The 26,327-nt window shown below is 71.9% G+C and carries 29 protein-coding genes and 1 pseudogene; 7 read left to right on the forward strand and 23 right to left on the reverse strand.

Going from position 1 to position 26,327, the window contains the following annotated elements:
* Positions 1–90: 90 nt before the first annotated feature.
* The 5 genes from ACIRO3_RS02660 to sigE all read right to left on the reverse strand — a co-directional run bounded on the left by ACIRO3_RS02660 (position 91) and on the right by sigE (position 4,488).
* Positions 91–822: a hypothetical protein gene (locus ACIRO3_RS02660; protein ID WP_404131713.1), complete on the reverse strand. Its 732-nt coding sequence runs from the start codon at positions 820–822 to the stop codon at positions 91–93.
* A 165-nt stretch (positions 823–987) separates the two neighbouring features.
* On the reverse strand, positions 988–1,437 hold the full coding sequence (locus ACIRO3_RS02665; RefSeq protein ID WP_361772104.1) for a sec-independent translocase: 450 nt from the start codon (positions 1,435–1,437) through the stop codon (positions 988–990).
* Between the two features lie 139 nt (positions 1,438–1,576).
* Positions 1,577–2,977: a S1C family serine protease gene (locus tag ACIRO3_RS02670; protein WP_404131715.1), complete on the reverse strand. Its 1,401-nt coding sequence runs from the start codon at positions 2,975–2,977 to the stop codon at positions 1,577–1,579.
* 129 nt (positions 2,978–3,106) lie between these two features.
* Positions 3,107–3,712, reverse strand: a complete 606-nt coding sequence (locus ACIRO3_RS02675) for a zf-HC2 domain-containing protein (RefSeq protein ID WP_404131717.1) — start codon at positions 3,710–3,712, stop codon at positions 3,107–3,109.
* Complete coding sequence (gene sigE / locus ACIRO3_RS02680; RefSeq protein WP_361772100.1) at positions 3,709–4,488, reverse strand: RNA polymerase sigma factor SigE; 780 nt, start codon at positions 4,486–4,488, stop codon at positions 3,709–3,711. The genes ACIRO3_RS02675 and sigE overlap by 4 nt, the downstream gene beginning before the upstream one ends.
* 189 nt (positions 4,489–4,677) lie before the next feature.
* Between sigE and ACIRO3_RS02685 the strand changes: the two genes are divergently transcribed.
* Positions 4,678–5,340 carry a class I SAM-dependent methyltransferase gene (locus ACIRO3_RS02685; RefSeq protein ID WP_329442636.1) on the forward strand — a complete coding sequence of 221 codons (663 nt, stop codon included), beginning with the start codon at positions 4,678–4,680 and terminating at the stop codon, positions 5,338–5,340.
* A 158-nt stretch (positions 5,341–5,498) separates the two neighbouring features.
* On the opposite strand, the gene ACIRO3_RS02690 is transcribed toward ACIRO3_RS02685, so the two are convergent.
* Entirely contained in the window at positions 5,499–5,666 is a 168-nt protein-coding gene (locus tag ACIRO3_RS02690) for a DUF3117 domain-containing protein (RefSeq protein WP_003966491.1), read from the reverse strand.
* A 330-nt stretch (positions 5,667–5,996) separates the two neighbouring features.
* Between ACIRO3_RS02690 and ACIRO3_RS02695 the strand changes: the two genes are divergently transcribed.
* The gene (locus ACIRO3_RS02695) at positions 5,997–6,800 is read left to right on the forward strand and encodes an enoyl-CoA hydratase/isomerase family protein (protein WP_404131720.1); all 804 of its coding nucleotides are present in this window, start codon (positions 5,997–5,999) and stop codon (positions 6,798–6,800) included.
* Positions 6,801–6,876: 76 nt separating this feature from the next.
* Here the strand turns inward: ACIRO3_RS02695 and ACIRO3_RS02700 are convergent, their stop codons facing one another.
* Positions 6,877–7,458: a DNA-3-methyladenine glycosylase I gene (locus ACIRO3_RS02700; protein ID WP_366147271.1), complete on the reverse strand. Its 582-nt coding sequence runs from the start codon at positions 7,456–7,458 to the stop codon at positions 6,877–6,879.
* Entirely contained in the window at positions 7,455–7,814 is a 360-nt protein-coding gene (locus tag ACIRO3_RS02705; RefSeq protein ID WP_404131722.1) for a DivIVA domain-containing protein, read from the reverse strand. The genes ACIRO3_RS02700 and ACIRO3_RS02705 overlap by 4 nt, the downstream gene beginning before the upstream one ends.
* 76 nt (positions 7,815–7,890) lie before the next feature.
* Between ACIRO3_RS02705 and folP the strand changes: the two genes are divergently transcribed.
* The gene (gene folP / locus ACIRO3_RS02710; protein WP_404131724.1) at positions 7,891–8,751 is read left to right on the forward strand and encodes a dihydropteroate synthase; all 861 of its coding nucleotides are present in this window, start codon (positions 7,891–7,893) and stop codon (positions 8,749–8,751) included.
* A gap of 11 nt (positions 8,752–8,762) precedes the next feature.
* On the opposite strand, the gene ACIRO3_RS02715 is transcribed toward folP, so the two are convergent.
* From ACIRO3_RS02715 to ACIRO3_RS02725, 3 genes are all read right to left on the reverse strand, one after another.
* On the reverse strand, positions 8,763–9,530 hold the full coding sequence (locus tag ACIRO3_RS02715; protein WP_053680482.1) for a TIGR00730 family Rossman fold protein: 768 nt from the start codon (positions 9,528–9,530) through the stop codon (positions 8,763–8,765).
* A 64-nt stretch (positions 9,531–9,594) separates the two neighbouring features.
* The gene (dapE, locus tag ACIRO3_RS02720) at positions 9,595–10,674 is read right to left on the reverse strand and encodes a succinyl-diaminopimelate desuccinylase (protein WP_404131726.1); all 1,080 of its coding nucleotides are present in this window, start codon (positions 10,672–10,674) and stop codon (positions 9,595–9,597) included.
* A 10-nt stretch (positions 10,675–10,684) separates the two neighbouring features.
* Positions 10,685–10,843, reverse strand: coding sequence for a hypothetical protein (locus tag ACIRO3_RS02725; protein ID WP_404131728.1), 159 nt, complete (start codon positions 10,841–10,843; stop codon positions 10,685–10,687).
* 23 nt (positions 10,844–10,866) lie between these two features.
* On the opposite strand from ACIRO3_RS02725, the gene ACIRO3_RS02730 reads away from it, so the two are divergent.
* Positions 10,867–11,835, forward strand: a complete 969-nt coding sequence (locus ACIRO3_RS02730; RefSeq protein WP_366147273.1) for a hypothetical protein — start codon at positions 10,867–10,869, stop codon at positions 11,833–11,835.
* A gap of 275 nt (positions 11,836–12,110) precedes the next feature.
* The gene (locus ACIRO3_RS02735; protein WP_404131730.1) at positions 12,111–12,521 is read left to right on the forward strand and encodes an ATP-binding protein; all 411 of its coding nucleotides are present in this window, start codon (positions 12,111–12,113) and stop codon (positions 12,519–12,521) included.
* Between the two features lie 91 nt (positions 12,522–12,612).
* On the opposite strand, the gene dapC is transcribed toward ACIRO3_RS02735, so the two are convergent.
* Both dapC and fdxA read right to left on the reverse strand, forming a co-directional pair.
* On the reverse strand, positions 12,613–13,707 hold the full coding sequence (dapC, locus tag ACIRO3_RS02740; protein WP_404131732.1) for a succinyldiaminopimelate transaminase: 1,095 nt from the start codon (positions 13,705–13,707) through the stop codon (positions 12,613–12,615).
* A gap of 134 nt (positions 13,708–13,841) precedes the next feature.
* Entirely contained in the window at positions 13,842–14,171 is a 330-nt protein-coding gene (fdxA, locus tag ACIRO3_RS02745; RefSeq protein ID WP_267800667.1) for a ferredoxin, read from the reverse strand.
* A 117-nt stretch (positions 14,172–14,288) separates the two neighbouring features.
* On the opposite strand from fdxA, the gene ACIRO3_RS02750 reads away from it, so the two are divergent.
* Both ACIRO3_RS02750 and ACIRO3_RS02755 read left to right on the forward strand, forming a co-directional pair.
* Positions 14,289–15,272, forward strand: coding sequence for a GNAT family N-acetyltransferase (locus tag ACIRO3_RS02750; RefSeq protein ID WP_404131734.1), 984 nt, complete (start codon positions 14,289–14,291; stop codon positions 15,270–15,272).
* A complete protein-coding gene (locus tag ACIRO3_RS02755; protein WP_361772080.1) occupies positions 15,269–16,060 on the forward strand; it encodes a transglutaminase-like domain-containing protein in 792 nt (263 codons plus the stop codon). Before ACIRO3_RS02750 ends, ACIRO3_RS02755 begins: the two co-directional genes overlap by 4 nt.
* Positions 16,061–16,088: 28 nt before the next feature.
* Here the strand turns inward: ACIRO3_RS02755 and ACIRO3_RS02760 are convergent.
* The 10 genes and pseudogenes from ACIRO3_RS02760 to ACIRO3_RS02805 all read right to left on the reverse strand — a co-directional run.
* Positions 16,089–16,244 (reverse strand): annotated as a pseudogene (locus ACIRO3_RS02760) (DNA-binding response regulator); the annotation flags it as partial.
* Positions 16,245–16,446: 202 nt separating this feature from the next.
* Positions 16,447–18,345 carry a hypothetical protein gene (locus tag ACIRO3_RS02765; protein ID WP_404131736.1) on the reverse strand — a complete coding sequence of 633 codons (1,899 nt, stop codon included), beginning with the start codon at positions 18,343–18,345 and terminating at the stop codon, positions 16,447–16,449.
* Positions 18,346–18,688: 343 nt separating this feature from the next.
* A complete protein-coding gene (locus ACIRO3_RS02770; protein WP_404131738.1) occupies positions 18,689–19,072 on the reverse strand; it encodes a DUF6113 family protein in 384 nt (127 codons plus the stop codon).
* A complete protein-coding gene (mshB, locus tag ACIRO3_RS02775) occupies positions 19,069–19,974 on the reverse strand; it encodes an N-acetyl-1-D-myo-inositol-2-amino-2-deoxy-alpha-D-glucopyranoside deacetylase (RefSeq protein WP_365998095.1) in 906 nt (301 codons plus the stop codon). Before mshB ends, ACIRO3_RS02770 begins: the two co-directional genes overlap by 4 nt.
* Positions 19,975–19,997: 23 nt before the next feature.
* Entirely contained in the window at positions 19,998–20,192 is a 195-nt protein-coding gene (locus ACIRO3_RS02780) for a hypothetical protein (RefSeq protein ID WP_361772072.1), read from the reverse strand.
* Between the two features lie 377 nt (positions 20,193–20,569).
* Positions 20,570–21,676 carry an ABC transporter ATP-binding protein gene (locus tag ACIRO3_RS02785; RefSeq protein WP_404131740.1) on the reverse strand — a complete coding sequence of 369 codons (1,107 nt, stop codon included), beginning with the start codon at positions 21,674–21,676 and terminating at the stop codon, positions 20,570–20,572.
* Positions 21,669–22,643, reverse strand: coding sequence for an ABC transporter ATP-binding protein (locus ACIRO3_RS02790; protein ID WP_404131742.1), 975 nt, complete (start codon positions 22,641–22,643; stop codon positions 21,669–21,671). Before ACIRO3_RS02790 ends, ACIRO3_RS02785 begins: the two co-directional genes overlap by 8 nt.
* A 12-nt stretch (positions 22,644–22,655) precedes the next feature.
* Positions 22,656–23,657: an ABC transporter permease gene (locus ACIRO3_RS02795; protein WP_404131744.1), complete on the reverse strand. Its 1,002-nt coding sequence runs from the start codon at positions 23,655–23,657 to the stop codon at positions 22,656–22,658.
* Positions 23,650–24,573 carry an ABC transporter permease gene (locus ACIRO3_RS02800; RefSeq protein WP_361772064.1) on the reverse strand — a complete coding sequence of 308 codons (924 nt, stop codon included), beginning with the start codon at positions 24,571–24,573 and terminating at the stop codon, positions 23,650–23,652. Before ACIRO3_RS02800 ends, ACIRO3_RS02795 begins: the two co-directional genes overlap by 8 nt.
* A gap of 72 nt (positions 24,574–24,645) precedes the next feature.
* Positions 24,646–26,271 (reverse strand): ABC transporter substrate-binding protein, encoded by a 1,626-nt coding sequence (locus ACIRO3_RS02805; RefSeq protein ID WP_361772062.1) that lies wholly within the window; start codon positions 26,269–26,271, stop codon positions 24,646–24,648.
* Positions 26,272–26,327 lie beyond the last annotated feature (56 nt).

Genomic DNA, 26,327 nt, shown 5'->3' on the forward strand with positions numbered 1-26,327 from the left:
CGGGAACGGAACCGGGGGAGGGCGCCGCCGATCGGCGGCGCCCTCCCCCGTTGCGTCTGTTCCCGTCGTCGCGGCGCGGCCGCCCGGCGGCTACTGGTACGCGGCCAGGTCCTCGATCACCGAGAAGCCGAGCCCGTACGCGCTCATGCCCCGCCCGTACGCGCCCAGGTGCACCCCGCCCCGGGATCCGGCGAGCACCCAGCCGAACTCCGACTCGCGGTAGTGGAACGGCGTCGGCTCCCCGTCCACCGGCAGGGACAGCGTCGACCAGTCCTCGCCGTCGAGGTCGTCGGCGAGTTCCCAGGCCGCCTCGGTCTGCTGGTCGAGCCAGTCGTCGCGCAGGCTGTGGTCCATCTGCCCGGGCCAGCTGTAGGCCAGCAGGCCCGAGCCGGCCAGCCAGGCGGCCGAGGAGACCGAGGTGGCCTCCAGGACGCCGGTGCCGTCGGCGCTGCGGCGGAGCGGGTTGCTGGCGACCGTGATCACCACCGCGAAGCGTTCCTTCTCGCCGGTGGCGATCTCCCCGCGCACGGACGGCTCGTCCCCGTGGCCGGTGGACCCGTGCTCCACGGTCCCGTCGGCGGCGGTGCCGACCTGCATGAGCCAGCGGGGGCCGGTGAAGGCCCCGTCCAGGCCGTACCAGGGGAAGTCGGCCCGCAGGTACCCCTCCGCCGCCCGACGGGCCGCAGGGACGGGGGTGGCGCCCTCCTGGGCCGCCGCGGGGCTCTGTTGCGGGTCCTGCTGTACCTGCGGGTCGTCCGCGGGCACCTCTGCTGCGATCTCGGCAGGCTGCGTGCCTACCCGGCTACTGCTCGTCGTCTCCATCTGGGCGGCCTCTCGTTCCCTGGGGTCCGGAACGGCCCTCCCCCTCGACTGGCTGGGGGGACCCCCTCCCTCGGGCGTCCTGCGTCCGGACGGACAGATGGAGGATAGCCATCCGACTCCGGATAGCCGGGCAGGCGGCGGCCCTGGCGGCGTGTGCGTCGAGGCTCAGGTGGCGTCGGCGTCGAAGGGAGTGCGCTGCTCGGGGGAGGGTGCGGCGGGCTTCTTCAGCAGGTCGGGGCCGGTGCTCGCGGCGGGCGTGGCGGCCGGCTCGGACGCGGTCGCGGGCGCGGCGGGCTCCTTGCCGTTCACGGCGTCGGTGACGTCGTTGAGCTCCTTGCGGAGGTCGAAGCTGCTGCGGATGTCCTTGAGGTCCTCGTTCTCCGTCAGCTGCTTGCGGATGAACGCCTTGGGATTGAGGTCCTCGAACTCGAAGTCCTTGAACTCCGGCCCCAGTTCCGAGCGGATGTCCTGTTTGGCGCTGTCCGAGAACGACCGGATCTTGCGGATCACGCCGGTGACGTCCTGGATCATCTTCGGCAGTTTGTCCGGGCCGAAGACGAGAATGGCCAGCACGACGATCGTGACCAGCTCGAGTGCGCCTATGTCGTTGAACACCTTGCCGCTCCTCGGCTCTCTTCACTTCGGGCCAGGACAACGGTACCCGTCGATGCCTCGGGACCCCTACGCTCGTACCGCACGGATACCACTTTCGCCGCCGTCCGGCGCCGGGAGCGCGTCGGGCGCGCTCGCGGTGTCACGACCCGTCGGCCGAACCCAGCACCACGTCCAGCGTGCGCTCCCTGCCGTCGCGCAGCACGGTCAGGTTCAGGGAATCCCCCGGCCGGTGGGCCCGGATCTTGATGATCAGCTCGTCCCCGCCGTGCACGCGCTGCCCGTCCACCTTGGTGATCACGTCGCCCGCCCTGATCCCGGCCCGGGCTCCCGGCCCGTCCGCGACGACCGGCGGCTTGCCGTCCGCACCCTTGGCCCCGACACGGGCTCCGTCGCCCTTGTACTGCATGTCGAGGGTGACTCCGATGACCGGATGGGTGGCGTGCCCGGTGCTGATGAGTTCCTCCGCGACCCGCTTGCCCTGGTTCACGGGGATGGCGAAGCCGAGGCCGATGCTGCCGCTCTGGCGGTCCTCCTCGTCTGCGTCCCCGCCCTTGTCGGCGCCCCGGATGGCGCTGTTGATGCCGATGACGCGGGCGCGGGCGTCGAGAAGCGGGCCGCCGGAGTTGCCGGGGTTGATCGGCGCGTCGGTCTGGAGGGCGTCGACGTAGCTGATGTCGCTGCCGTCGCCCTTGTCGCCACCCGCGGTGATGGGGCGCCCGGTGGCGCTGATGATGCCCGCGGTGACGGTGTTGGACAGGTCGAAGGGGGCCCCGATGGCCACCACCGGGTCGCCGACCTTGACGTTCTCGGAGTTCCCGAGGGCCAGGGGCCGCAGTCCGCGCACCCCGTTGACCTTGACCACGGCCAGGTCGTAGCCGCCGTCCCGGCCGACGAGTTCGGCGGGGACGCTCTCCCCGGTACTGAAGGTGACCGTTATGTTCTTGGCGTCGGCGACGACGTGGTTGTTGGTGAGGATGTGGCCCTGCGGGTCGAGCACGAAGCCCGTGCCCGTGCCGCTGCCCCCGCCGCCGCTGACGTGGAGGGTGACCACACCGGGAAGCGCCGAGGCGGCGATCCCCGCGACGCTCTCGGGGGCCCGCCCCGCGGAGTCGACGGCGGCCTGCGGGAGTTCGAGGCGGGTGCTGCTCCGGCGCTCCGCGAGCACGCCCAGGAAACCGCCGACGCCCCCGGCGAGGAGGGCGACGCCCACCGCGAGGGCCACCACCTGCCACAACCGGAACCCGTGCGGCTCATGGCCCCGGTCCACCACGTGCAGCGGCCGGGCCGCCCACGGGTCGTACCGGGGCGCGGCCTCGGGCCCCGCGTCGAGTACGACCTCGCCATCGGTGTCGCCATCGGGATGGGCGGGGGCCGGGGCGTGGGCGTCGACCGCGGTCGCGGCGTCCGGGTCGGGCAGCGCCCCGGGCTCCGGTTCCGAGCGCTGCGGGGGCACCTGCGCCGGAAGCGCCTTCGCAGGGCCGTCGGGCCGGCTCCACCACTGTGGCGCCGGCGACGCATCGGTCTGCTGGCTGTCGGACATGCGCGCTCCCCGCGTACCTGTCGCACCGCCGGGCGGCGCATCTGCCGCCGATTCAACCAGGTCCGACCGTCAGGGGGAGCCCCGCCCCCGAACCCGCGACGCGAACGACGGGGCCCGGGGCGGCGGCCGTCACCGGGACAGGGAGACCGCCGGGCGGGCCGACACGGTGGGGCCGGGCGAGGTGAGCGTGGGCAGCCCGCCGGGGCTGGGCAGCCGGTCGCGGACCACGGCGTCGGTCAACGGCGCGTACGGTCCGGGCCTGGTGGCGGGCGCGTCTCCCCGGGCGTTCGGCTCGACGGCGTCCAGCGGCAGCGACCCGCCGAGCGCGATCGCGGCCAACGACACGGCTCCCGCGGCGACGAACGCGAAGCGACGTCTGGGGCGCCCCACCTCATGGATCCGGAAACCCTCGCGCGAGGGGGCCGGCGCGGCGTACCCGAAGGAGGACAACGGATCCGCGCCCGGCGGACCGGAGGGCGGCGGCGGGCCGTCGGGACTTCCACCCGGCAGACCTTGGAGGCGGGCCAGCAGTCCGGCGGACAGCGGCGGGGGCGCGCTCTCCACGAACATGCTCTTCAGCCGACGCTGCGCATCGGCTTCGACCTTGCACTTGGGACAGGTGGCCAGGTGGGCGAGCACCCGCTCGCGCACGTCGTGGCTCAACTCGCCGTCCACGAGGGCGGCGAGGCGGTCGCCCAGGTGCTGTTCGGCGGGGGACGGACGGGCTGCGGTCACTCGGCTCCGCCCTCTCTCCCGGCACTCGGCGCACCCACCGAGACCCCTGCCGGCGCGCGCTGCTCCGCACGGGCCTCGGGAGACCGGTGCTTGAGCGCCTTGCGCAGATGGGAACGGCCGCGGTGGATGCGGCTGCGCACGGTGCCGAGCTTCACGCCGAGCGTGGCGGCGATCTCCTCGTACGACAGGCCCTCGATGTCACACAGCACCACGGCCGCGCGGAACTCGGGGGCGAGGGTGTCCAGTGCCTGCTGCACGTCCGCGTCGAAGTGCGTGTCGTGCAGCACCTGCTGGGGGGACGGCTCACGGCTGGGCAGCCGCTCGGCCGCGTCGTCGCCGAGCGCGTCGAACCGGATCCGCTGCTTGCGGCGGACCATGTCCAGGAAGAGGTTCGTCGTGATGCGGTGCAGCCAGCCCTCGAACGTGCCGGGCGTGTACGTGGACAGCGAGCGGAAGACGCGGACGAAGACTTCCTGCGTCAGATCCTCGGCGTCGTGCTGGTTGCCCGTCAGGCGGTAGGCGAGACGGTAGACCCGCGCACTGTGCGTGCTGACGATCTCCTCCCACGAGGGAGGGGTCCACGCCTGCGAGCCCGCATCGGCGGCAAAGGTCGCGGTGGTTGCGGATGCGGCGGTGTGGAAGCGGTCAGCAATGTCGGTCACGGATTTCGGCTCGCCGGCCGACCAGAAGAGGCGTCTGAACACGCCCCCACGATCCACAGGCGCAGCCGCACCTCCCCTGTCGGCTCTGGTGGTGTCCAGTGGAGTCCCTACCATAGCCACCCCTCCCGTCAGCTCCGGATAAAGATTTTTGCACTAACTTTGCTCGGGTCTCGGGTCCTGCGACGCCCCCGGCCGGCGGCCCGTCCGCGGGCGTTGGCCGACCTCCGGCGTCCGCCGCGCGCACACCTCTTTCAACGCCCGGTCCCATCTGCGGGTTCCCGACGTCAACGGATACAGTCACCGTTGCGCCAACTATGGGGACAGGAGAGGGTCATTAGCGGCAACCGGCAGACGAGCTGGGCGTTCGCCGACGCGTTTGTCGCCGAGGACGACGCTCTGCGATGGGCCCGCGACCGGTCCAGGGAGGCGGGACTGCGTTCGGTCTCCCCCGGAACCGGGGCCGCGCTGCGTCTACTGGCCGCCACCGCGGACGCCAAGGCGGTCGCCGAGATCGGCACCGGCACCGGCGTCTCCGGCATCCACCTCCTCCACGGGATGCGCCCCGACGGGGTGCTGACCACCGTGGATCCCGAGGCCGACCGACAGGCGTTCGCCCGCCAGGCGTTCCGCGCCGCGGGCTTCGCCGGCAACCGGGCCCGCTTCATCCCGGGCCGCGCGCTGGACGTGCTGCCGCGACTCGCCGACGGCGGGTACGACCTGGTCTTCTGCGACGGGGACCCGTCCGAGTCCCTCGACTACCTCGCGGAATCGTTGCGGCTGCTGCGACCCGGCGGACTGGTGTGCTTCGAGGGGGTCTTCTCGGACGGCCGTACGGTCGACTCCGCGGCCCAGCCGGTGGAGGTGCTCCGGGTCCGCGAGCTGCTGCGCACCGTCCGCGAGAGCCCCGCGCTGGAGGCCGCGCTGCTGCCCGTGGGCGACGGCCTGCTGTGCGCGGTCCGGCGCTGAATGCCCCGCGCCCCGGCCGCCGCACGACCCGGAAGGACGCGCCCGCGGCGGACACGACCCGGGGCGGCCGCGGCCGCCCTTCGGGAACAACACTGCCCCGGCCGCGTGACGCGACCGGGGCAGTGCAGAGAATGCATGGTGAAAGTACTGCCGACCGGTTAGCCGACGACCTTCTTCAGGGCGTCACCCAGGGCGTCCGCTTCGTCGGGAGTCAGCTCGACGACGAGCCGACCGCCGCCCTCGAGCGGTACGCGCATGACGATGCCCCGCCCCTCCTTGGTGACCTCGAGCGGGCCGTCGCCCGTCCGCGGCTTCATGGCCGCCATGCTCGTTCCCCTTCCTGAAACCAGCTCATCGTCAGCCGACGGCCCCATTCAGGCGCCTAATACCCGGCATCGAACACATTGCTTCCCGGCCATTATCCCGCATGTCAGGACCCGATGACCAACATCGGTCGGGAACGCTTCTGCAACGCGCTTGACCAAAACCACTCATTTCGGGGACCCGCCTGCGATACTTCGCCGCTGCCTTGGCGACTGCCGTCGGCTTTATTGACGCACATCACATGCCCGGCCGCGTTCGGGTCCGCCATGCTGGCCCTTGCACCCGCCGATACCGGCCGGTAGCCAAGCCCGCGACGAAGGGGGACCCCCGCCATGGCCGACAGCGTGCTCTACGAAGTGACCGACGGACTCGCGACCATCACGATCAACCGGCCCGACGCGATGAACGCCATGAACACCGAGACCAAGGTCGCCCTGCGCGACGCGGTCGAGGAGGCCGGCGCGGACACGGCGGTGCGGGCGGTCCTGCTGACCGCGGCCGGCGACCGGGCCTTCTGCGTCGGTCAGGACCTCAAGGAGCACATCGGGAACCTGGCCGCCGACCGCGAGAGCGGCTCGTCGCTGACGATGAGCACGGTCGCGGAGCACTACAACCCCATCGTGCGGGCGCTGACGCAGATGCCGAAGCCGGTGGTCGCGGGCGTCAACGGCGTCGCGGCCGGGGCCGGCTTCGGGTTCGCGCTGGCGGCCGACTTCCGGGTGGTGGCCGACACCGCGTCGTTCAACACCTCGTTCGCGGGGGTCGCGCTGACCGCCGACTCGGGGGTCTCCTGGACCCTGCCGCGTCTGATCGGTGCCTCGCGCGCCGGTGACCTGCTGCTCTTCCCGCGGTCGGTGAAGGCGCGGGAGGCCTTCGAGCTGGGCATCGCGAACCGTCTGGTGCCGTCCGAGTCGCTGGCCGCCGAGGCCGAGTCGGTGGCCCGCACCCTCGCGGCGGGCCCCACGGTCGCCTACGCGGCCCTCAAGGAGTCCCTGGCGTACGGGGCCTCTCACGGCCTCCCGGAGGCCCTCGTGCGCGAGGACGAGCTGCAGACCCGCGCCGGGGCGTCCGAGGACCACGGGATCGCGGTGCGGGCGTTCCTGGCGAAGGAGAGCCCGAAGTACCTGGGCCGCTGATCGGCCGACCGGCGGTCGGCCGGTCGGGCGCGCACCGCGCCCCCGACCGCCGGCGCGTCGGCGGCCGGCGCGCCGGTCAGGATCCGTCGCGGGAGACGCAGCGGGCGAGGTGGTCGTTGACCAGACCGCAGGCCTGCATCAGGGCGTAGGCGGTGGTCGGGCCGACGAAGCGGATGCCGGCCTTCCTGAGGTCCTTGGCCAGGGCCGTGGACTCGTCGGTGATCGCCGGGACGTCGGCGACGGTCTTCGGCGCCCTGCCCGGCTTCTTCGGGGCGTGGGACCAGATCAGCTCGTCCAGCCGCCCCTCCTTCCAGCCCGCCAGGACCCGCGCGTTCGCCAGCGTGGCCTCGATCTTCAGCCGGTTGCGGATGATGCCCTCGTCGAGCAGCAACCGCGCCGCGTCGCTCTCGTCGAAGCGGGCCACCGCCGCGATCTCGAAGTTCGCGAACGCCTTCCGGAAGCCTTCCCGCCGCCGCAGGATCGTGATCCAGGACAGTCCGGACTGGAACGCCTCCAGGCAGAGCCGCTCGTACAGCGCGTCGTCCCCGTGGACCGGACGGCCCCATTCCGTGTCGTGGTAGGCGAGGTAGTCCTCCGTGGACACGGCCCACGGACAGCGGGGGCCGCCGTCGGGGCCGACGACCGCGGAGCCGGTCATCGGCCGTCCTTGTCGAGGTCCACCCGGCCCGCCGCGGCCGGGGGCGGGGCGTCCTCGGGCGCGGCCGCCGGCCGCGCCGTGAGTTCGGCGATCCGCGCGTCGCGCTCGGCGAGCTCGGCCGCCAGCCGGTCCAGTACGTCGTCGACCTCGGCCATCCGGTAGCCGCGCGGGGCGACGGGCAGGCGGAGGGCGTCGATGTCCGCCCGGCCGACCGGCCGGGCCTGGGGCAGCCCGTCGGCCACCCGGTCCGGCTCCGCCTCGGGCAGGACTGCCTCGGTACCCCCACCGACGACCGCGAGGGTGACCGCGGCGACGACCACGACCAGCGCGATCAGCAAGAACCAGAACACGATCAACTCCCTGAGAGGCTTCCGGGCACCAGGTTAAGGTCACAGACGAGGCGAGAGGGTCGCCGAAGGAGGAAAGAGCGGGATGCTGCGACTGGGCGGGCGCGAGTTCGACACCGACGAGCCGGTGATCATGGCCATCGTGAACCGGACTCCGGACTCCTTCTACGACCAGGGCGCGACGTTCCGCGACGAGCCCGCGTTGGACCGGGTCGAGCAGGCGGTCGCCGAGGGCGCCGCGATCATCGACATCGGCGGGGTCAAGGCCGGCCCGGGCGAGCACGTGGACGCGGTCGAGGAGGCCCGCCGCACGGTCGGCTTCGTGTCCGAGGTGCGGCGGCGCCACCCGGACGTGGTGATCAGCGTGGACACCTGGCGGCACGAGGTCGGCGAGGCCGTGTGCGAGGCCGGCGCCGATCTGCTGAACGACGCGTGGGGCGGGGTGGACCCCCGGCTGGCGGAGGTCGCCGCCCGGTACGACGTCGGCATCGTCTGCACCCACGCGGGCGGGGTCGAGCCGCGCACCCGGCCGCACCGGACCTCGTACGAGGACGTGATGGCGGACATCCTGCGCGTCACCGTGGGCCTGGCCGAGCGGGCGGCCGCGCTGGGGGTCCGGCGGGACGCGATCATGATCGACCCGGGTCACGACTTCGGGAAGAACACCCGCCACTCGCTGGAGGCCACCCGGCGCCTGTCGGAGATGACCGACACCGGCTGGCCGGTCCTGGTCTCCCTGTCCAACAAGGACTTCGTCGGCGAGACCCTCGACAAGCCCGTCAAGGAGCGCCTGCTCGGCACCCTGGCCACGACGGCCGTGTCGGCCTGGCTGGGCGCGCAGGTCTACCGGGTCCACGAGGTCGCGGAGACGCGGCAGGTCCTGGACATGGTGCGCTCGATCCAGGGGCTGCGGCCCCCGGCGGTCGCCCGCCGGGGACTCGCGTAGCGTCGTCGGACCTACTTGCCGACTTCCTTGGTCACCAGCGCGATCGCCTCGTCCACGTCGTCGGTGACGTGGAAGAGGTACAGGTCGCGCTCCGACGCCTTGCCCTGCGCGATCACCGTGTTCTTCAGCCAGTCGATCAGCCCGCTCCAGTACTCCGTGCCGAACAGCACGATCGGGAAGCGGGTGATCTTCTGCGTCTGGACCAGGGTCAGCGCCTCGAACATCTCGTCCAGCGTGCCGAGTCCGCCCGGCAGGACCACGAAGCCCTGGCTGTACTTCACGAACATCGTCTTGCGGACGAAGAAGTAACGGAAGTTCAGACCCAGGTCGACGTGCTGGTTCAGGCCCTGTTCGAAGGGCAGCTCGATGCCCAGGCCGACCGAGATGCCGTTGGCCTCGCGCGCGCCCTTGTTGGCCGCCTCCATGGCGCCCGGGCCGCCGCCCGTGATGACGGCGAAACCGGCGTCGACGAGCGCGTGCCCGATCCGTACGCCCGCCTCGTACTCCGGCGAGTCCACCGGAGTACGGGCCGATCCGAACACGCTGATCGCCGGCGGCAACTCCGCCAGCGTGCCGAAGCCCTCGATGAACTCCGACTGGATGCGCAGGACCCGCCAGGGATCGGTGTGCACCCATTCGGAGGGTCCGGCCGAGTCCAGCAGCCGCTGGTCCGTCGTACTGCCCGCCTGGACCTGGCTCCGCCTGCGCAGCACCGGACCGAGCTGCTGCTCCTCGGGCCGACGACGAGCGTTCCCGCCGAGATTGCCGGGGTTGCCCATGATGTGCTCCCTCCTGCTGATCGTTGGATCAGGTTAGGCGCACAAAGGTGACGAGAAGCGGAATTCAGGAGGTCAGCCAGGCGCGGAGTCGTTCCTCGCAGTGCAGGATCGCCTTCGTCGCCACCCGCTCGTCGACCTTGTGGGCCAGCAGCGCGTCGCCCGGCCCGTAGTTGACCGCGGGGACGCCGAGGGCGCTGAAGCGGGAGACGTCCGTCCAGCCGAACTTCGGCATGGCGTGGCCTCCGACCGCCTCCATGAAGGCCGCGGCGGCCGGGTGGGAGAGGCCGGGCAGCGCGCCGGGCGAGGAGTCGTCGACCACGAACTCGGCGATGTCGCAGTCCGCGAAGACCTCCTTGACGTGGGCCAGTGCCTCGGCCTCGCTGCGGTCCGGGGCGTAGCGGTAGTTGACCGTCACCGTGCACGCGTCGGGGATGACGTTGTTGGCGACGCCGCCGTCGATGCGGACCGCGTTGAGGCCCTCGTGGTACTCCAGGCCGTCGATGACCGGCTTGCGCGGTTCGTACGCGGCCAGCGTGACGAGGATCGGGCTCGCGTCGTGGATGGCGTTGGAGCCCATCCAGCTGCGGGCGGAGTGGGCGCGTTCGCCGGTCGTGCGGAGCAGGACGCGCAGGGTGCCCTGGCAGCCGCCCTCGACCTCGGCGTTGGACGGTTCGAGCAGGACCGCGAAGTCGCCGGTCAGCCAGTCGGGGTGGGCCTCGGAGACCTTGCCGAGGCCGTTGAGGTCGGCGGCGACCTCCTCCTGGTCGTAGAAGACGAAGGTGAGGTCGCGGTTGGGCTCGGGCACGGTGGCCGCGATGCGCAGTTGCACGGCGACCCCGGACTTCATGTCCGTGGTGCCGCAGCCCCACAGGACGCCGTTCTCGTCCAGTCGGGAGGGGACGTTGTCGGCGATCGGCACGGTGTCGAGGTGCCCGGCGAGGACGACGCGCTCGGGGCGGCCGAGGCGCGTGCGGGCGACGACGTTGTTGCCGAAGCGGTCGACGGTGAGGTGCGGGAGGCCGCGCAGCGCGTGTTCCACGAGGTCGGCGAGTACCTTCTCGTCGCCGCTCACGGAAGGGATGTCGACGAGTCGGGCGGTCAGCTCGGCAGCGTCCAGGGTGAGGTCCAGCTCGGATTCGGACATGGACCCGACCCTAACGCCCGGGTCGCCGGGGGGCCCGGTCCGTCCGTCGGGTGGACGCGTCCCGCAGCCGGTCCCGCAGCCGGTCCCGCAGCGCGTCCGCGAGCGCGCCCGCGAGCGCGCCCCGAGGGCCGGTCCGGAAGTCGGGGGACTCGTCAGGGGGGCTCGTCACCGGCCTCAAGTACGGTGGGCCGCGTGTCCCGCACCGATCATCCCCGCCCGCGTCGCCGTCGGCCGTTTCCCAAGGTCGCCGGTCTGCTCGTACTGCTCGCGCTCGGCGGCTACCTCGTCGTCCAGTACGAGTCGACCGGCGGTGACGGTCCCCCGTACTGCACGGCCCGGACCTCGGGGCCGGGTGTCGAGGACGACGCGGGCCAGTCCTACGAGTTGTCCCCCGAGCAGGCGGCGAACGCGGCGACGATAGCCGCCGTCGGCGTCTCGAAGGGGCTTCCGGAGCGGGCGGTGACGATCGCGCTGGCGACCGCGATGCAGGAGTCGGCGCTGCGCAACCTGGACCACGGCGACCGGGACTCGCTGGGGCTGTTCCAGCAGCGGCCCTCGCAGGGCTGGGGCACCGCGGAACAGATCATGGACCCGGTGTACTCGGCGGGCATCTTCTACGACCGGCTCGCCGAGGTGAAGGGGTACTCGCGGCTCCCCCTGACCGTGGCCGCGCAGAAGGTGCAGCTGAGCGGATTCCCGCAGGCGTACGCGAAGCACGAGCCGGACGCGGTCGTGCTGACCGCGGCGTTCGGCGGCGAGGGCTCGGTGGACTGCGGCGGTCCCGCTCCCACCGCGCCGGGCGATCCGCAGCGGGTGCGGACCGAGTTGGCACGGATCTTCGGCAAGCAGATGCGGCTCGACGCCCCCGCCGGGCCGGCGACCGCCGGGGAGTCCGGAGCGGTCGGCGGGAGCGAGGTCCGGGTAGCGCCGACGCGCGGCGCCGACGAGGCCGAGCGGCGGCGCAACCGGCTGGTGGCGCAGTGGGCGGTGGCCCACGCGGGCGACATGGGCATCGCCCGGGTGTCGTACGCCCCCGGGAGCTGGGTCGCGGGCGAGTCGGACGGCCGGTGGCGGGCGAAGGGCGGGGCGGGAGCCGGGGGTGGCGCCGGGGATCCGCGCCCGCCGGGGTCCGACGAGGTGCGGATCTTCCTGGCCCGCTGAACCGATCCTTCGAACGTCACGCCCCGGCCGGTCGAAGCCGGCGCAAGCGGGGCTCGGTCAGACGTGCGGGGCGTCACCCGGACGGGGGTGACCGGTTCGGGGGACACCCGGGTACCCGGTCCGGTGGAACGCCTGGTGGGGGCGCGTCCGGTGCGCTTTTCGCGGAAGCCGATTAAACGATGCGTTGCCGATCCTTTACCCACCGGGTGCGCAACTTCGCCCGCCCCACGAGCGGTTGTACACGGCGTACTCAGCCGCTACCGCTTAGGAGCAACATGTCCCTCCCCCTGACCCGTCGGATCGCCCGTGCCGCGCTGCTCCTCGCAGCGGGCGCAGCTCCCGTGGTCGGTGCGGCCGGCGCGGCCAGTGCCGCGGGCCTGGAGTCCGTGCCGCAACTGGGCACGCTCGCCGCGCCGGACGCCGCCGCCGGCGCGGGCGACACCGCCGCGACGACCACGGACGCCGTGACGAAGGCCGCCCCGGCGGAACTGACCGGTGCGGCCGGCCCGCTGCTGGCCGGCCTGCCGACCTCGGGGCTGCCGACCTCCGGGTTGCCGACGGACGCCCTGCCGACCGACGCGCTGCCGACCGACGCGCTGCCCACCTCGGGGCTGCCCGGTGGGTTGCCCTCGGCGCAGACCCTCCCGCTGGGCGGCCTGCCCCTGGCGGGTGGCCTGGGCGGCTGACCACCGCGCGGACGAGGAACACCGAGGGGCCGGGAGCACGAACTCCCGGCCCCTCGGGCTGTGCGCGGCGCCTCGCGGGCCCGCTCCCGGCTCAGCCCAGGCGCTTGACCGCGGCCTCGACCCGCTCGTCGGTGGCGGTGACGGCGACGCGGACGAAGTTCGCGCCGGCCTCCCCGTAGAAGTCGCCCGGGGCGACCAGGATGCCCAGTTCGGCGAGGTGGGCCACGGTCCGCCAGCAGGGCTCGTCGCGGGTCGCCCACAGGTACAGGCCGGCCTCGCTGTGCTCGATGCGGAAGCCGTGCGCCTCCAGGGCGGTGCGCAGCGCGTCGCGGCGGGCCGCGTACCGGGCGCGCTGCTCGGCGACGTGGGCGTCGTCGCCGAGGGCCGCGACCACGGCGTTCTGTACGGGGGCCGCGGTCATCATGCCGCCGTGCTTGCGGATCTCCAGCAGCTCGCCGAGCACCTGGGCGTCACCGGCGATGAAGGCGGCCCGGTAGCCGGCGAGGTTGGACCGCTTGGAGAGGGAGTGGACGGCCACGATGCCCTCGTAGGAGCCGCCGCACACGTCGTCGTGGAGGACCGAGACGGGCTCGGTGTCCCAGCCCAGTTCCAGGTAGCACTCGTCGCTGAACAGCAGCACGCCGTGCTCGCGCGCCCAGGCCACGACGCGGATCAGGTCTTCCTTGGGGATGACCTTGCCCGTGGGGTTGGACGGGGAGTTGAGCCACAGCAGCTTCACGCCGGTCGGGTCCAGCTCGGTCGGGTCGTCGTACACCACGGCCTCGGCTCCGCACAGGCGCGCGCCGACCTCGTACGTCGGGTAGGCCAGGCGCGGGTAGGCCACCTTGTCGCCGGCGCCGAGGCCCAGCTGGGTCGGCAGCCAGGCCACCAGTTCCTTGGAGCCGACCACCGGGAGCACGTTGCGGTGTCCGGCGGCGCTCGCGCCGAGGCGTCCGCGCAGCCAACCGGTGATCGCGTCGCGCAGCGCGACCGTGCCCCACACCGTCGGGTAGCCCGGGGAGTCGGCGGCCTCGATCAGGGCGCGGCGGATGACCTCGGGGACCGGGTCGACGGGCGTGCCGACCGACAGGTCGACGATCCCGTCCTCGTGGGCGACCGCCGTCGCCTTGTACGGCTCCAGCTTGTCCCAGGGGAAGGCGGGAAGACGGTCGGATACTGCGGCCACGGTGGTCTCTGCTTTCTACTGGTACGGGCGCCGCGTGCGGGGCGCACGCGCGTGCGGCCGGAACGACTCGGTCCCGTCGCGGCGGGCAGCCGAACGGGACCGAGGACGTGCGCGCCTTGCCTGGACCGGCGTCGTCAGTGCGACGCGTTGATGTCCGCGGGAAGGGCGGCGACGAAGGGGTGATCGCGCTCGATCAGGCCCAGCTTCGAGGCACCACCGGGCGAACCGAGCTCGTCGAAGAACTCCACGTTCGCCTTGTAGTAGTCCTTCCACTCCTCCGGAGTGTCGTCCTCGTAGAAGATGGCCTCGACCGGGCAGACCGGCTCACAGGCGCCACAGTCGACGCACTCGTCCGGGTGGATGTACAAGGACCGCTGGCCCTCGTAGATGCAGTCGACGGGGCACTCTTCGATGCATGCCTTGTCCTTGACGTCGACACAAGGCTCCGCGATGACGTAGGTCACGCTCTCGTTCCTCCTCGGTAGGGCTTTCCATATCGCGCGGGAGCGCGGCGTCGTCGATGCCCGCACCTAGTATCTCCGTTCCCGGGCACGATCCGAACAGGAGGGGCGGACAGAGCTGTGGAAATCACTGCCGGTGGGCTGCTGGAGATCCGTATCACCGCTGCTGACGTGGGTAAACGAGTCTCTGTACGACGGGTGGAGGCCGAGCGGAGCGACTCCCCGTCGTTCACGGACACGGTCGGTGTTCTCACATCCTGGAACGACGGTGTGCTCACGATCACACGCAAGGACGGCACGTCCGTCCGCATCGCGGAATCCTCGCTGGTGGCGGGCAAGACGGTGCCCGCCGCGCCGGCCCGCAGGAGGGGGCCGGCGGCCTCCTTCGAGGAGCTCGCGCGGGTGACGGCGCGGGCCTGGCAGCCGCTGGAGAGCGAGCCGCTGGGCGAGTGGACGCTGCGGGCGGCCGAGGGCTTCACCCGGCGGGCCAACTCGGCGCTGCCGCTGGGCGACCCCGGGATACCCGTCCCGGAAGCACTCGCGCGAGTGACGTCCTGGTACGCGGACCGCGGACTTCCGGCGTACGTGCAGGCCGCGACGGGCGCCGCGGGCACCCAGGAGCTGCTGTGCGCCGAGCTGGAGCGGCTGGGGTGGGTCAACGAGGTCTCGGCGCAGGTGCGGATCGGGGCGCTCGCGCCGATCGCGGACGTGGACGCCGACGTCTCGGACGTACGCCTGCTCCGCTCACCCGACGAGCGGTGGCTGTCCCGCTACGGGAAGGTCCGCGATCCCGATCTCGCGCGGCGGATGCTGGTCGAGGGCCCCTCGGTGTGGTTCGCCACGCTGGGCGGCGGACGGGCGATCGGGCGGATGGTGGTGGACGGGCGCTGGGCCGGTTTCGGCGCGGTGGACGTCGATCCGGAGCACCGGCGGCGGGGCCTGGCCACGGCGGTGATGGCGGCGCTGTCCCGGCGTGCGTTGGAGGAGGGCGCGTCGGCGGCCTGGCTCCAGGTGGAGGCGGAGAACCCCGGCGCGCGGGCGCTGTACGACGGACTGGGCTTCGCGACGCACCACACGTACCACCACTACCGGGCGGCGGCATGAGTTCGGCTTCCCGCGCCCGGTTCGCGGAGGAGGCCCGCTCGGAGCGGCCGGACCTGGCCCTGCTGTGCCTGCTGCTCGCCGCGGAGGCCGACCCCGACCTCGACGAGCGGGGCATCGACTGGGCACAGATCGAGCTCGACAGGCTGGCGGGCATGCTGCCGTACGGCTTGCGCGGCGGGCGGGCCTGGGCCTCGGCCGTGACGGAGCTGCTGGGCGGCCGGATCGGCTTCCACGGCACCCCTGCGGACTACGAACGACTGTCGTCCTCCCTGCTGCACCAGGTGCTGCGGCGGCGCCGGGGCCTGCCGATCCTCCTGTCGGTGGTCTGGCTGGAGGTGGCGCGGCGGGCGGGCGCGCCGGTGTACGGGCTGGGCCTGCCGGGGCACTTCGTGGTGGGTTTCGGCGACCCGGAGGAGGGTGTCGTCGTGGACCCCTTCGCGGGGGGTGCCTCGCTCGGGGCCGGTCCCGCGGAGTCGGCCGCGGAGCCCAGGACGCCGGCGCGGACGTTGGACGTCGTGCTGCGGATCCTGAACAACATCCGGGCGTGGGCCTCGACGCGACCGGAGCACTCGGCGGTCGCCCTGTGGGCGCTGGACCTGTCGCTGCTGCTGCCCTCCCATCCAGCGTCCCTGCGATATGAGCGGGGGCGGTTGCTGGTGGAGCGGGGCGAGTTCGTGACGGGGGCGGTGGAGCTGGAGTCGTACGCGGAGGTGGTGGACGCGATCGACGCGGGGGCGGCGGCCCGGATCCGCGCGGAGGCCGTGTCGGCGCGGGCCCTCCTGAACTGAGGACGGCCGACGCCCGCTACAGCCGGCCACCGGATTCGGCCGCCCTCAGGACCTCCCGTTCCCGGTCGGTCAGCGGGTTCGCGCCCTCCGTGAGGGCCGCCGCCAGGGTGGGGTCGATGACGCGCTCCCCCGCCAGGACCCCGCGTACCGCGTCCGCCGGCTGCGCGGCCGGCGCCTCCCGGACCATGGACTGGTCCTCGGCGAGGAGGAGCCTGGTGGGCCGTGAGGTCATGGGGTCGATCCCAGGGGGGCGGCTCGGCAGTGTCGCCGGTCGTGACCCCGGCATGACGGTTGTCATGTCGCGGGCATGACGCAGCCCCCGCCCGGTGTGCGGCGGGGGCTGCGACCTGCGCTGTTCCTCGGTGGGCCGAGCGTTCCCCGGCGGGTCAGCTCGGGTTGGTGTCGATGACCACGGTCCGCTCGGCGGGGGTCTTGCCGCGCAGGCCCTTGGTGAGGGCGCCCGCGACGTCCTTCGGGGTGACGGCGGTCTTCGCGCCGGTGCCCCGGGTGATCAGGACACCGTCGAACGTGGTCGTGTACGCCGCCTGCAGGGCTTCCAGGTCGTACTTCTCCACGAGGCGGCCGTCCACGGCCTGCATGCTGAGGATCTTGGGCAGCGAACGCTGGCCGAAGGCGATGGACTTGGTGCCCGCCTTGACGGTGACGATGCCGGACATCGCCGGTTCGGCGAACTCCTTCATCGCGCGGTCCAGTTCGGCCTTGCCGATGACCGGCTCCTTGGTGACGGAGGGCAGTTCGACGGGCGTGGCCTCGCCGGTGGCCACCAGCTCGCGGAAGGCCTTGGTGACCTGTTCCACGGAGCTGTCCACGTCGAGGGTGGTGCCGGCCTTGCCGGGAACGGCGACGGCCTTGCCCGTGTCGAAGGTGATGCCGCCCTCGGTGGCCGAGTCGGCGGTGCCGGCCAGCTCTTCGAGGGCGACCCGCAGCTTCTCCTCGTCCACCGGCATGACGGCGTCGGCCCTGCGCTCGTTGCCGAGGAGGGAGCCGATGACCGTGATGGGGTTGTAGTCGCTGCCCGACGCGTTGCGGACGGTCGTCTGGCTGTCGAGGGTCAGACCGGCCTTGTCGGGCTTCAGCTCGACCTGCTTGCCACCGACGGTGAGCCGCAGCGGGGCGCTCGCGCGGCTGCCGAAGGCCGTCTCGACCTTGTTGACGGCGTCGTCGCGGGTGCCGCCGATGTCCACGCCGAGGACGGTGGTGCCCTTGGGGACGTCGGAGTGGTTCAGCAGCAGACCCGCGCCGTAGGCCACGCCGACGAGGGCGATGATGCCGCCGCCGATGATCATCAGCTTCGAGCGGGGCTTCTTCGCGGGCGCCGCCGGGGCCTTGGGGGCCGGGCGGGTCTGGTTCGGCGGTTGCGCCGCGGGGGTCGGGACGACCGGCCCGGGACCGGGGGCGCCGCCCGGCCCGCCGGGGCGGGGCCCGCCGGGCATCGGGGAGCCCGGCATCGGCGCGCCCGACATCGGACCACCGACCGGACCGCCGGGCATCGGCGCTCCGGGCATCGGCGCTCCGGGGCGCGGTCCGCCGGACATCGGCGCTCCGGGCATCGGCGCGCCGGGGCGCGGACCGCCCGGCATCGGGGCGCCCGGCATCGGGGCGCCCGGCATCGGACCGCCGGCCGGCGGGGCCTCCGGTCCGGGCCAGCGCGGAGCGCCGTCACCTCGTACGGGGGCGGAGCCCATGGCGGGGCCGCCGGTGGGGCCGGCGGGACCCATGGGGTCGGTGTAGGCGGGGAAGGCCTCGGTGACGGGGCCGTTGTCGTACTCCTGGTAGCCCTGGGGGGCTCCCCCGCCGGCGCCGGGCGGGAAGCCGCCGCCCTGACCGGGCGCGGGAGTGTTCACGCGCGGGCCCGGGGGCGGTGGGGCGAAGCCGCCGCCCGCCGCGGGCGGGACGGGGCCGGCCGGCGCGGAGCCGTGGCCGGCGCTCGGCGGCCCGGCGGGGGCGCCGCCGTTGCCGGGCGGGGGCGGCGGGGTGGACTTGCGCGGCGCGAACCAGTTGCTGGCCGGCTCCTCGGGACCCCCCGCGGAGGGTGGGGCCGACTGCGGGGGGCGCACGGGCAGGGGCGCCGGGGCGGGCGGCGGGGCGGACTCGCCGGCGCCCGGCGCGGGCTGCTCGTCGACGCCCTCGGCGTCCTTCACGGGCTTGCGTACGACGACGGGCGGGATCGGACGCGAACCCGGGATGTTGATCCGGATCCGGGTCGTCAGGGTGGTCTCGGTCTTCGGCCCGTCGGAGTCGGGCGTGGACGGTTTCGAAGTCACAGAGTTCTCCTCCGGGGTGGTCGCCGCAGCGTCCGTGGACGGATACTGGCCGGTTCCATACGGCGGCGTACCCGAGGGGTAGGCGGCTCCACCGTGCCCTTGGGGGCCGGGGGACGGACTGTCGGTTTCACGGCTCAAGGCAGGTTCTCCCGGTTGGCTCCGCCGCCCGTCATACCGTGCGCGGGCAGCTCGGCGGCCCGTCCACCATACTGGCCGTCGCCCGGGCGCAACTGTTCGCCGGGAATCGGGGATTCCCCTTGACCCGCTCCGAGAGGGTACTCAACGATCCGTCAAACCCCCTCAAGCCGTCCCCGATCGGATTCCGCCCGTGCTCAACGGCACGTCACGGGCGGGGCTTCGCGGCCGAAACCGGCCGGTCGAGCGGGCCGCGCATCGTGGCACAGATCACAGCGATCACGGTCCCGCCCAAAAGGTATGCGTACATGCCGATTCCGGACGAACCGAGCAGGAAGTCCCCTTCGGGCCGGGGCAGGCTGAGCAGTACGTAGGACAGGAACCAACCGATCACGGCGGCGCCCACGCCGATCCCGGTTCCGGTGGCGATCCGGCCCGCGAGGAAGACGCCGAAGACCGCCGCCAGCGCGAGCAGCAGTCCGCCCGGGAGCCACAGGCCCACGACGAGCCAGCCCGCCGCGCCGGTGACCGCGCCGGCGACGAGCAGGCCGAGCAGGGCGGCGACCCGCCCGGCGGTCCAGGTCGCGGTCATGCCGACACCCCCGCGAACAGGTCCCGCTCGCGTTCGCCGGCCGGTACCCCCGGTTCGCCCGCGACGAGTTCGTAGTACTCGCGGGCGAACAGCGGCTGGGCCAGGTCGTTCGACAGCGCGAAGAAGGGGCCGTCCACGGCGATCTGGGTGGCGTGGGCGCGCATCGCGGCGGCCTTGGCCGTGACGTACGCCTCCTCGCCGACACCGTCGCCGATCTCGGCGGTGATGCGCTCGTCGGCCACGACTCCGGGCACGTCGTCCGGTGCGGCGAGCCCGGGGAAGGGCGCCTTGCCGCCGGCCGCGCGCAGGGCGGCGAAGCCCTCCTCGACCACCGAGCGCGGCACCCGGTTCCAGTAGATCTTCCCGATCGCGTGCGGCGCGCCGAGGTCGCGTCGGTAGGCGCCCTCCGCGGCGAGTTCCGCGGCGCGCGTGGCGACGCGATGGGCCTGGATGTGGTCGGGGTGTCCGTAGCCGCCGTCGGGGTCGTAGGTGACGAGGACCTGCGGGCGCAGCTCCCGGATGACCTCGACGAGGTACGCGGCGGCCTCGTCCACGTCGGCGGACCAGAAGGCGCCGGGGCGGTGGTTCTGCTCGGCGCCCATCATCCCCGAGTCGCGGAAGCGGCCGGGGCCGCCGAGGAACCGGTGGTCGGTGACGCCCAGTTCCCCCATGGCCGCGGCGAGCTCGCCGATCCGATGGGGGCCCAGGGCGTCGTCGCGGTCGGGCGCGAGGTGGGCGAGGCCGGGCGGGATGACCTCGCCCTCCTCGCCGAGCGTGCAGGTCACCAACGCGACGTGGGCGCCCTCGGCCGCGTACTTGGCCATGGTGACGCCGTTGTTGATGGACTCGTCGTCCGGGTGCGCGTGCACGAGGAGCAGACGACGAGCGGGAAGACCGTTCATGGGGTCAGCCTACGAGCTGAGTCCTAGAACTTGAGGCCACTGATCATGCTGGCCACGTTGGACGTCAACTGGCTGAGCGTCGGCGCGATGGTCGAACTCGCCAGATAGAAGCCGAGCAGCACACACACGAGGGCGTGTCCTGCCTTCAGTCCCGACTTCCGAACCAGCAGGAAGACGACGATCGCCAGCAGCACCACGGCCGAGATCGATAGTGCCACGGCGTTTCACCTCCACGTCGAGCGGACATCGGTACGCGTACTCGTACTCGGCGGGACTCATACCCACCGTGCGCTACGGATCATAACTATCCGTACCAGCGCATCGATCGAATTCCGGCAGCACAAGGGGCGCACGCCGCGCGTGCGCAGGGTCACGGGGAGGGCCGGCCGGGGAGGCTCTACACCTCCCCGGCCGGCTGTCGGCACCCGCACGGCCGCACCCGACTCAGGCTGCCCGGTTCACATCTCGGGCCAGAAACGGTCAAGTTGCCACGAGGTAAACCGACTTGTCGTCACCCTGGGCCGATCTCGCCGCATATTCGGGGGTGGCCGGAAATCATCGACGGGCGAGAGCCCCCCGCGCTTCGATCCGGTGACTACTCCGTGGCCGACGGCCCCGAAGCCGGCGGTCCCGGAGCCTGCGGACCCGCGGGCGGCGGGTCGGGGGGCGGCGGGAGGTCGCCGGGAGCGGGAACCACCTGTTTCTCGGCGGCGAAGTGACAGGCCGACGGGTGCGCCGCCGGGCCGGACGGGAAGACCCGCGGGATCGCGAGCAGCGGCACCTCCGCCGCGCACCGTTCCTCGGCCTTCCAGCAGCGGGTGCGAAAGCGGCAGCCCGACGGCGGATTGGCCGGGGACGGGACGTCGCCGGAGAGGATGATCCGGTCCCGGTGGGCGCGGGCGTTCGGGTCGGGAACGGGCACGGCCGAGAGCAGTGCCTGGGTGTACGGGTGGGTGGGGTGGTCGTAGATCTGGGTGTCGCTGCCGATCTCGACGATCCGGCCCAGGTACATCACGCCGACCCGGTCGGAGATGTGTCGCACGATGGAGAGGTCGTGCGCGATGAACACGTAGGACAGCTCGAACTCGTCCTGGAGCCGGGCCAGCAGGTTGATCACCTGCGCCTGGACGGAGACGTCGAGCGCGGAGACCGGTTCGTCGGCGACGATGACCTCGGGGCGCAGGGCGAGGCCGCGGGCGATGCCGATGCGCTGGCGCTGGCCGCCGGAGAACTGGTGGGGGTAGCGGTTGATGTACTCCGGGTTGAGGCCGACCACGTCCAGGAGGTCCTGGACCTTGCGCCGCCGGTCCCCCTTGGGGGCCACCTCGGGGTGGATCTCGTACGGTTCCCCGATGATGTCGCCGACCGTCATGCGCGGGTTCAGCGAGGTGTACGGGTCCTGGAACACCATCTGGATGTTGCGTCGGACGGCTTTGAGGGCGCGTCCGGACAGCTTGGTGATGTCCTCGCCCTTGTAGGAGATGGCTCCCGAGGTCGGGCGTTCCAGGTTGACCAGCATCTTCGCGACGGTGGACTTGCCGCAGCCGGACTCCCCGACGATGCCGAGCGTCTCGCCGCGGGCGAGGCCGAAGGAGACGCCGTCGACGGCCTTGACGGCGCCGATCCTCTTCTTGAAGAGCACGCCCCGGGTCAGCGGGTAGTGCTTGACCAGGTCCCGCACTTCCAGGATGGGTTCAGGCACCGATGCACTCCTTCCAGAAGAAGCACGCGCTGCTGCGGTCGGGGGCGACGTCGGCGAGCGGCGGGACCTCGGCCCGGCAGACGGGCCGGGCCATCGGGCAGCGGGGGTTGAAGGCGCAACCGGGCGGGATGGCCAATAGGTTGGGCGGCAGGCCCTTGACCGCGTAGAGCTCCTGACCCTTCTGGTCCAGGCGCGGGATCGAGTCCAGCAGACCGCGGGTGTACGGGTGCGCCGGGCGCTGGTAGATCTCGTGCACGGGGGCGGCCTCGACGATCCGGCCCGCGTACATGACGGCGATCTTGTCGGCGACGTCGGCGACGACGCCGAGGTCGTGGGTGATCAGGATCAGGCCCATGTTCAACTCGCGCTGGAGCTCCGCGAGCAGGTCCATGACCTGGGCCTGGACGGTGACGTCGAGGGCGGTGGTGGGCTCGTCGGCGATGATCAGGGAGGGTTCGAGGGCCAGCGCCATCGCGATCATGATGCGCTGGCGCATGCCGCCGGAGAACTGGTGCGGGTAGTCCCCCACCCGCTCCCTGGCGGCGGGGATCCTCACCCGGTCCATCAGCTCGATCGCCTTGGCCTTGGCGTCCTTGCGGGACATCCCGCGGTGGACCTCGTACATCTCGCCGAGCTGCGCGCCGACGCTGAGGACGGGGTTCAGGGAGGACAGGGCGTCCTGGAAGATCATGGCCATCTCGGCGCCGCGGATCTTCCTGCGTTCCTCCTCCTTGGTCTTCAGCAGGTCCTTTCCCTTGAACAGGATCTCGCCGTGCGGGATCCGGCCCGGTGGCATGTCCAGGATGCCCATGACGGCCTGGGCGGTGACGGACTTGCCGGAGCCCGACTCGCCGAGCACGGCGAGGGTCTCGCCCTCGTCCACCGAGTAGTTGACGCCGTTGACGGCCTTGGCGACTCCGTCCCGCGTGTGGAACTCCACGTGGAGGTCGCGGACTTCGAGCAGCATGGTGCCCACTCCTCAGCGCAGCTTGGGATCGAGGGCGTCGCGCACCGCGTCGCCGAGCATGATGAAGGCGAGCACGGTGATGCTCAGCGCGCCGGCCGGATAGAGCAGCATGTGCGGGGCGTTGCGGATCTGGGAGGCGGCGTTGGAGATGTCGATGCCCCAGGAGACCGTCGGCGGCCGCAGGCCCACCCCCAGGAACGACAGGGTGGCCTCCAGGGCGATGTAGGTGCCCAGGGCGATGGTGGCGACGACGATGACGGGGGCGACCGCGTTGGGTGCCACGTGGCGCAGCATCATCCGGCCGTTGCCGGCGCCGAGGGCGCGGGCGGCCTGGACGTAGTCGTTCTGCTTGGCGGTGATCACCGAGCCGCGGGCGATGCGGGCGATCTGCGGCCAGCCGAGCAGCACGATGAAGCCGACCACGGGCCAGACGGTGGTGCTGGTGACCACGGACAGGAAGACCAGACCGCCGAGGACGACCGGGATGCCGAAGAAGATGTCCGCGACGCGGGAGAGCAGCGAGTCGCCCCACCCGCCGAAGAAGCCGGCGAGGCCGCCGAGCAGGGAGCCGAGCAGGGCGGCCCCGAGGGTGGCGCAGATGCCGACGGTGATGGAGGCGCGGGCCCCGTAGACGGTGCGGGTGTAGACGTCGCAGCCCTGGGTGTCGTAGCCGAAGGGGTGGCCGGGCGAGGCGCCCTGTTGGGACTTCGACAGTTCGCAGTGCAGCGGGTCGCCGCTCGCGATGAGCTGCGGCCAGATGGAGATGACCACGAGGAAGAGGATCAGCAGGGAGGAGACGATGAAGACGGGGTTGCGACGCAGTTGGTACCAGGCGTCGGACCACAATGAGCGGGCCTTCTCCCCCGGGCCGCAGGGTGCGTCGCCGAGGGGCTTCTCCAGGCTCTCGGCCTCCTCCAGCGCGAGATCCATGGGTCCGCCCTGTCCGGTCGGGGCGATGGCTTCCCCCTCTCCGGGTTGCAGCGGGTCGTAGGCGGCGTGGTCCGGCTCATGCATAGCGGATCCTCGGGTCCAGGACCGCGTAGAGCAGGTCGACGAGCAGGTTCGCCAGCAGGAAGACGATGACGAGGATGGTCACGAAGCCGACCACCGTCGGGGAGTTGTTGCGCAGGATGCCCTGGTAGAGCTGGTAGCCGACGCCGTGGATGTTGAAGATCCGCTCGGTGACGATGGCGCCGCCCATGAGGGCGCCGATGTCGGTGCCGATGAAGGTGACCACCGGGATCAGCGAGTTGCGCAGCAGGTGCCGGGTGATGACCCGGCGGCGCGGCAGTCCCTTGGCGACGGCGGTGCGGACGTAGTCGGCTTTGACGTTCTCCGCGATGGAGGTGCGCGAGAGCCGGGTGACGTACGCGAGGGAGACCAGCGCGAGCACGATGCCGGGCAGGATCAGTTCGCCGAAGGCGACCTCCCCGGAGACGGTGGGCCGGACCCAGCCCCATTTGACGCCGAAGAGGAACTGGAGCAGGTAGCCCGTCACGAAGGTGGGCACCGAGATCACGACGAGGGTGAGCACCAGCACGGTGGTGTCGACGCTCCTGCCCCGGCGCAGGCCGCTGATCACACCGAGGGTGATGCCGACGATGACCTCGATGACGATGGCGACCATGGTCAGGCGCAGGGTCACGGGGAAGGCCGTCGCCATCAGCTCGGTGACCGGCTGGCCGTTGAAGGCGGTACCGAAGTCGCCCTGGAAGATCTGCCCCATGTAGTGCAGGTACTGCTTCCACAGGGGCTGGTCGAGATAGAGGTCCTTGCGGATGCGCGCGGCGGTGGCGGGGTCGGGCGCCTTGTCGCCGAAGAGGGCGGCGACCGGGTCGCCCAGTGCGTACACCATGAAGAAGATCAGGAACGTGCTGCCGATGAACACGGGGATCATCTGGAGCAGCCGCCGGATCACATAGCGTCCCATGGAGCGCTCCGGGGTGTCGGTGGTCCTTCCGGCACCGCGGGGGTGCCGGAAGGAGCGGGATCCGGGTGGGGGTCAGCTGACCTTGATCGCGTTGTAGACCGGGACGCTGAACTGATTGAGGGCCACGTCGGAGATCCGCTCGGAGTGGCCGGCGCTGCCGTTCTGGTACCAGAGCGGGATGGCCGGCATCTGCTCGGCGAGGATCTTCTCGGCGTCCTGGAAGGTGGCCGTGGCCTTGGCGGTGTCGCTCTCCTGGTTGGCCTGGTCGACGAGCTTGTCGAACTCCGGGTTGGAGAACTTCCCGTAGTTGGAGGAGGCGCCCGTGTAGTACAGCGGCTCCAGGAAGTTCTGGATGAGCGGGTAGTCGGCCTGCCAGCCCGAGCGGAAGGGGCCGGTGAGCTTGAAGGCGCTCTGCTGGTTGCGGAAGTCCGCGAAGGTGCCGACCGGGTTGACCGTGCAGACCGGGCCCTCGCCGAGGGCGTTGTTGATGCTGTTGCAGACGGCGTCCATCCAGTCGCGGTGCGAACCGGTGTCCACGTTGGAGGTGAGCGTCATCTTGCCGCCGGGCAGGCCGCCGCCCTCCTGGATGAGCTTCTTGGCCTCGGTGGGGTTGAAGGCGCAGGCGTCGCCGCAGAGCGTGGCGTTGAAGCCGCCGTCCTCGCCGAGGGCCGGGGAGGTCCAGTCCTTGGCGGGGGTGCGGGTGTCGCGGAAGATCTGCTTGGTGATCTCGTCGCGGTTGATCGCCATCGAGATGCCCCGGCGGACCTTCTCCATGCCCTCCTTGCCCCACTGCGGGTCGTACAGCGGGAAGGTGAGGGTCTGGATGATCAGGGCGGGCTGGTTGATGTACCGGTCGCCGAGGTCGTTGGCGACGTTCTTGAGTTGCTGCGCCGGGATGTCGTCGACCAGGTCGAGGTTCCCGGAGATCAGGTCCGTGTAGGCGGTGTTGTTGTCGGTGTAGACCTTGAGGTCCACTCCGCCGTTCTGCGCCTTGTCCTCACCGGTGTACCCGTCCCACTTGCGCAGGTTCATCGCGGTGCCCTTGGTGTACGAGTCGACCGTGTAGGGACCGTTGCCGATCGGCTTGGAGAGCCAGCCGCTGTGATCCGTGAAGAAGGCCTTGGGCAGCGGGGAGAACGCCTGGTAGCCGAGGGTCTCGGGCCAGGTGGAGAACTTCGACTTCAGGGCGACCGTGAAGGTCTTGGCGTCCTTGACGACCAGTCCGGACATCGTCTTGGCCTTGGGTTCGCCGGAGGTCGGGTGCAGGTTCTCGTAGCCGACGATGTCGGAGAAGAACGGCGAGTTGTTCTGCTTGTTGCGCACGTCGGCCGCGTAGTTCCAGGCGTCGACGAAGGACTGCGCGGTGACCGGCTCGTCGTTGCTGAACTTCCAGCCGTCCTTCAGTGTGATCGTGAAGTTCTGACTGTCCGTCGTGTCGATCTTCTGCGCGACCATGTCGACGGCCGCGCCGGTCTTCGGGTCGTAGCGCTTGAGGCCCCGGAAGATCATGTCGAGCACCTTGCCGCCCTGCACCTCGTTGGTGTTGGCGGGCTCCAGCGGGTTCTGCGGGTCACCCCACGAGGAGCTGACGATCCCCGCTTCGCCTCCGCCACTGTCGCTTCCGCCGCCGCAGGCCGTCGCCGCGAGGGCGACGGCCACCGCACAGGCGGCCCACTTGGCGTGGGTGGCTCCGCGCATGGAGTGCCTCCTAGGGATCCCAAGTCTCACTTAGGGGCCAATGTCACCCTATGAGG

The sequence above is a fragment of the Streptomyces sp. NPDC102278 genome (assembly GCF_044766345.1).
Taxonomy (GTDB): Bacteria; Actinomycetota; Actinomycetes; order Streptomycetales; family Streptomycetaceae; genus Streptomyces.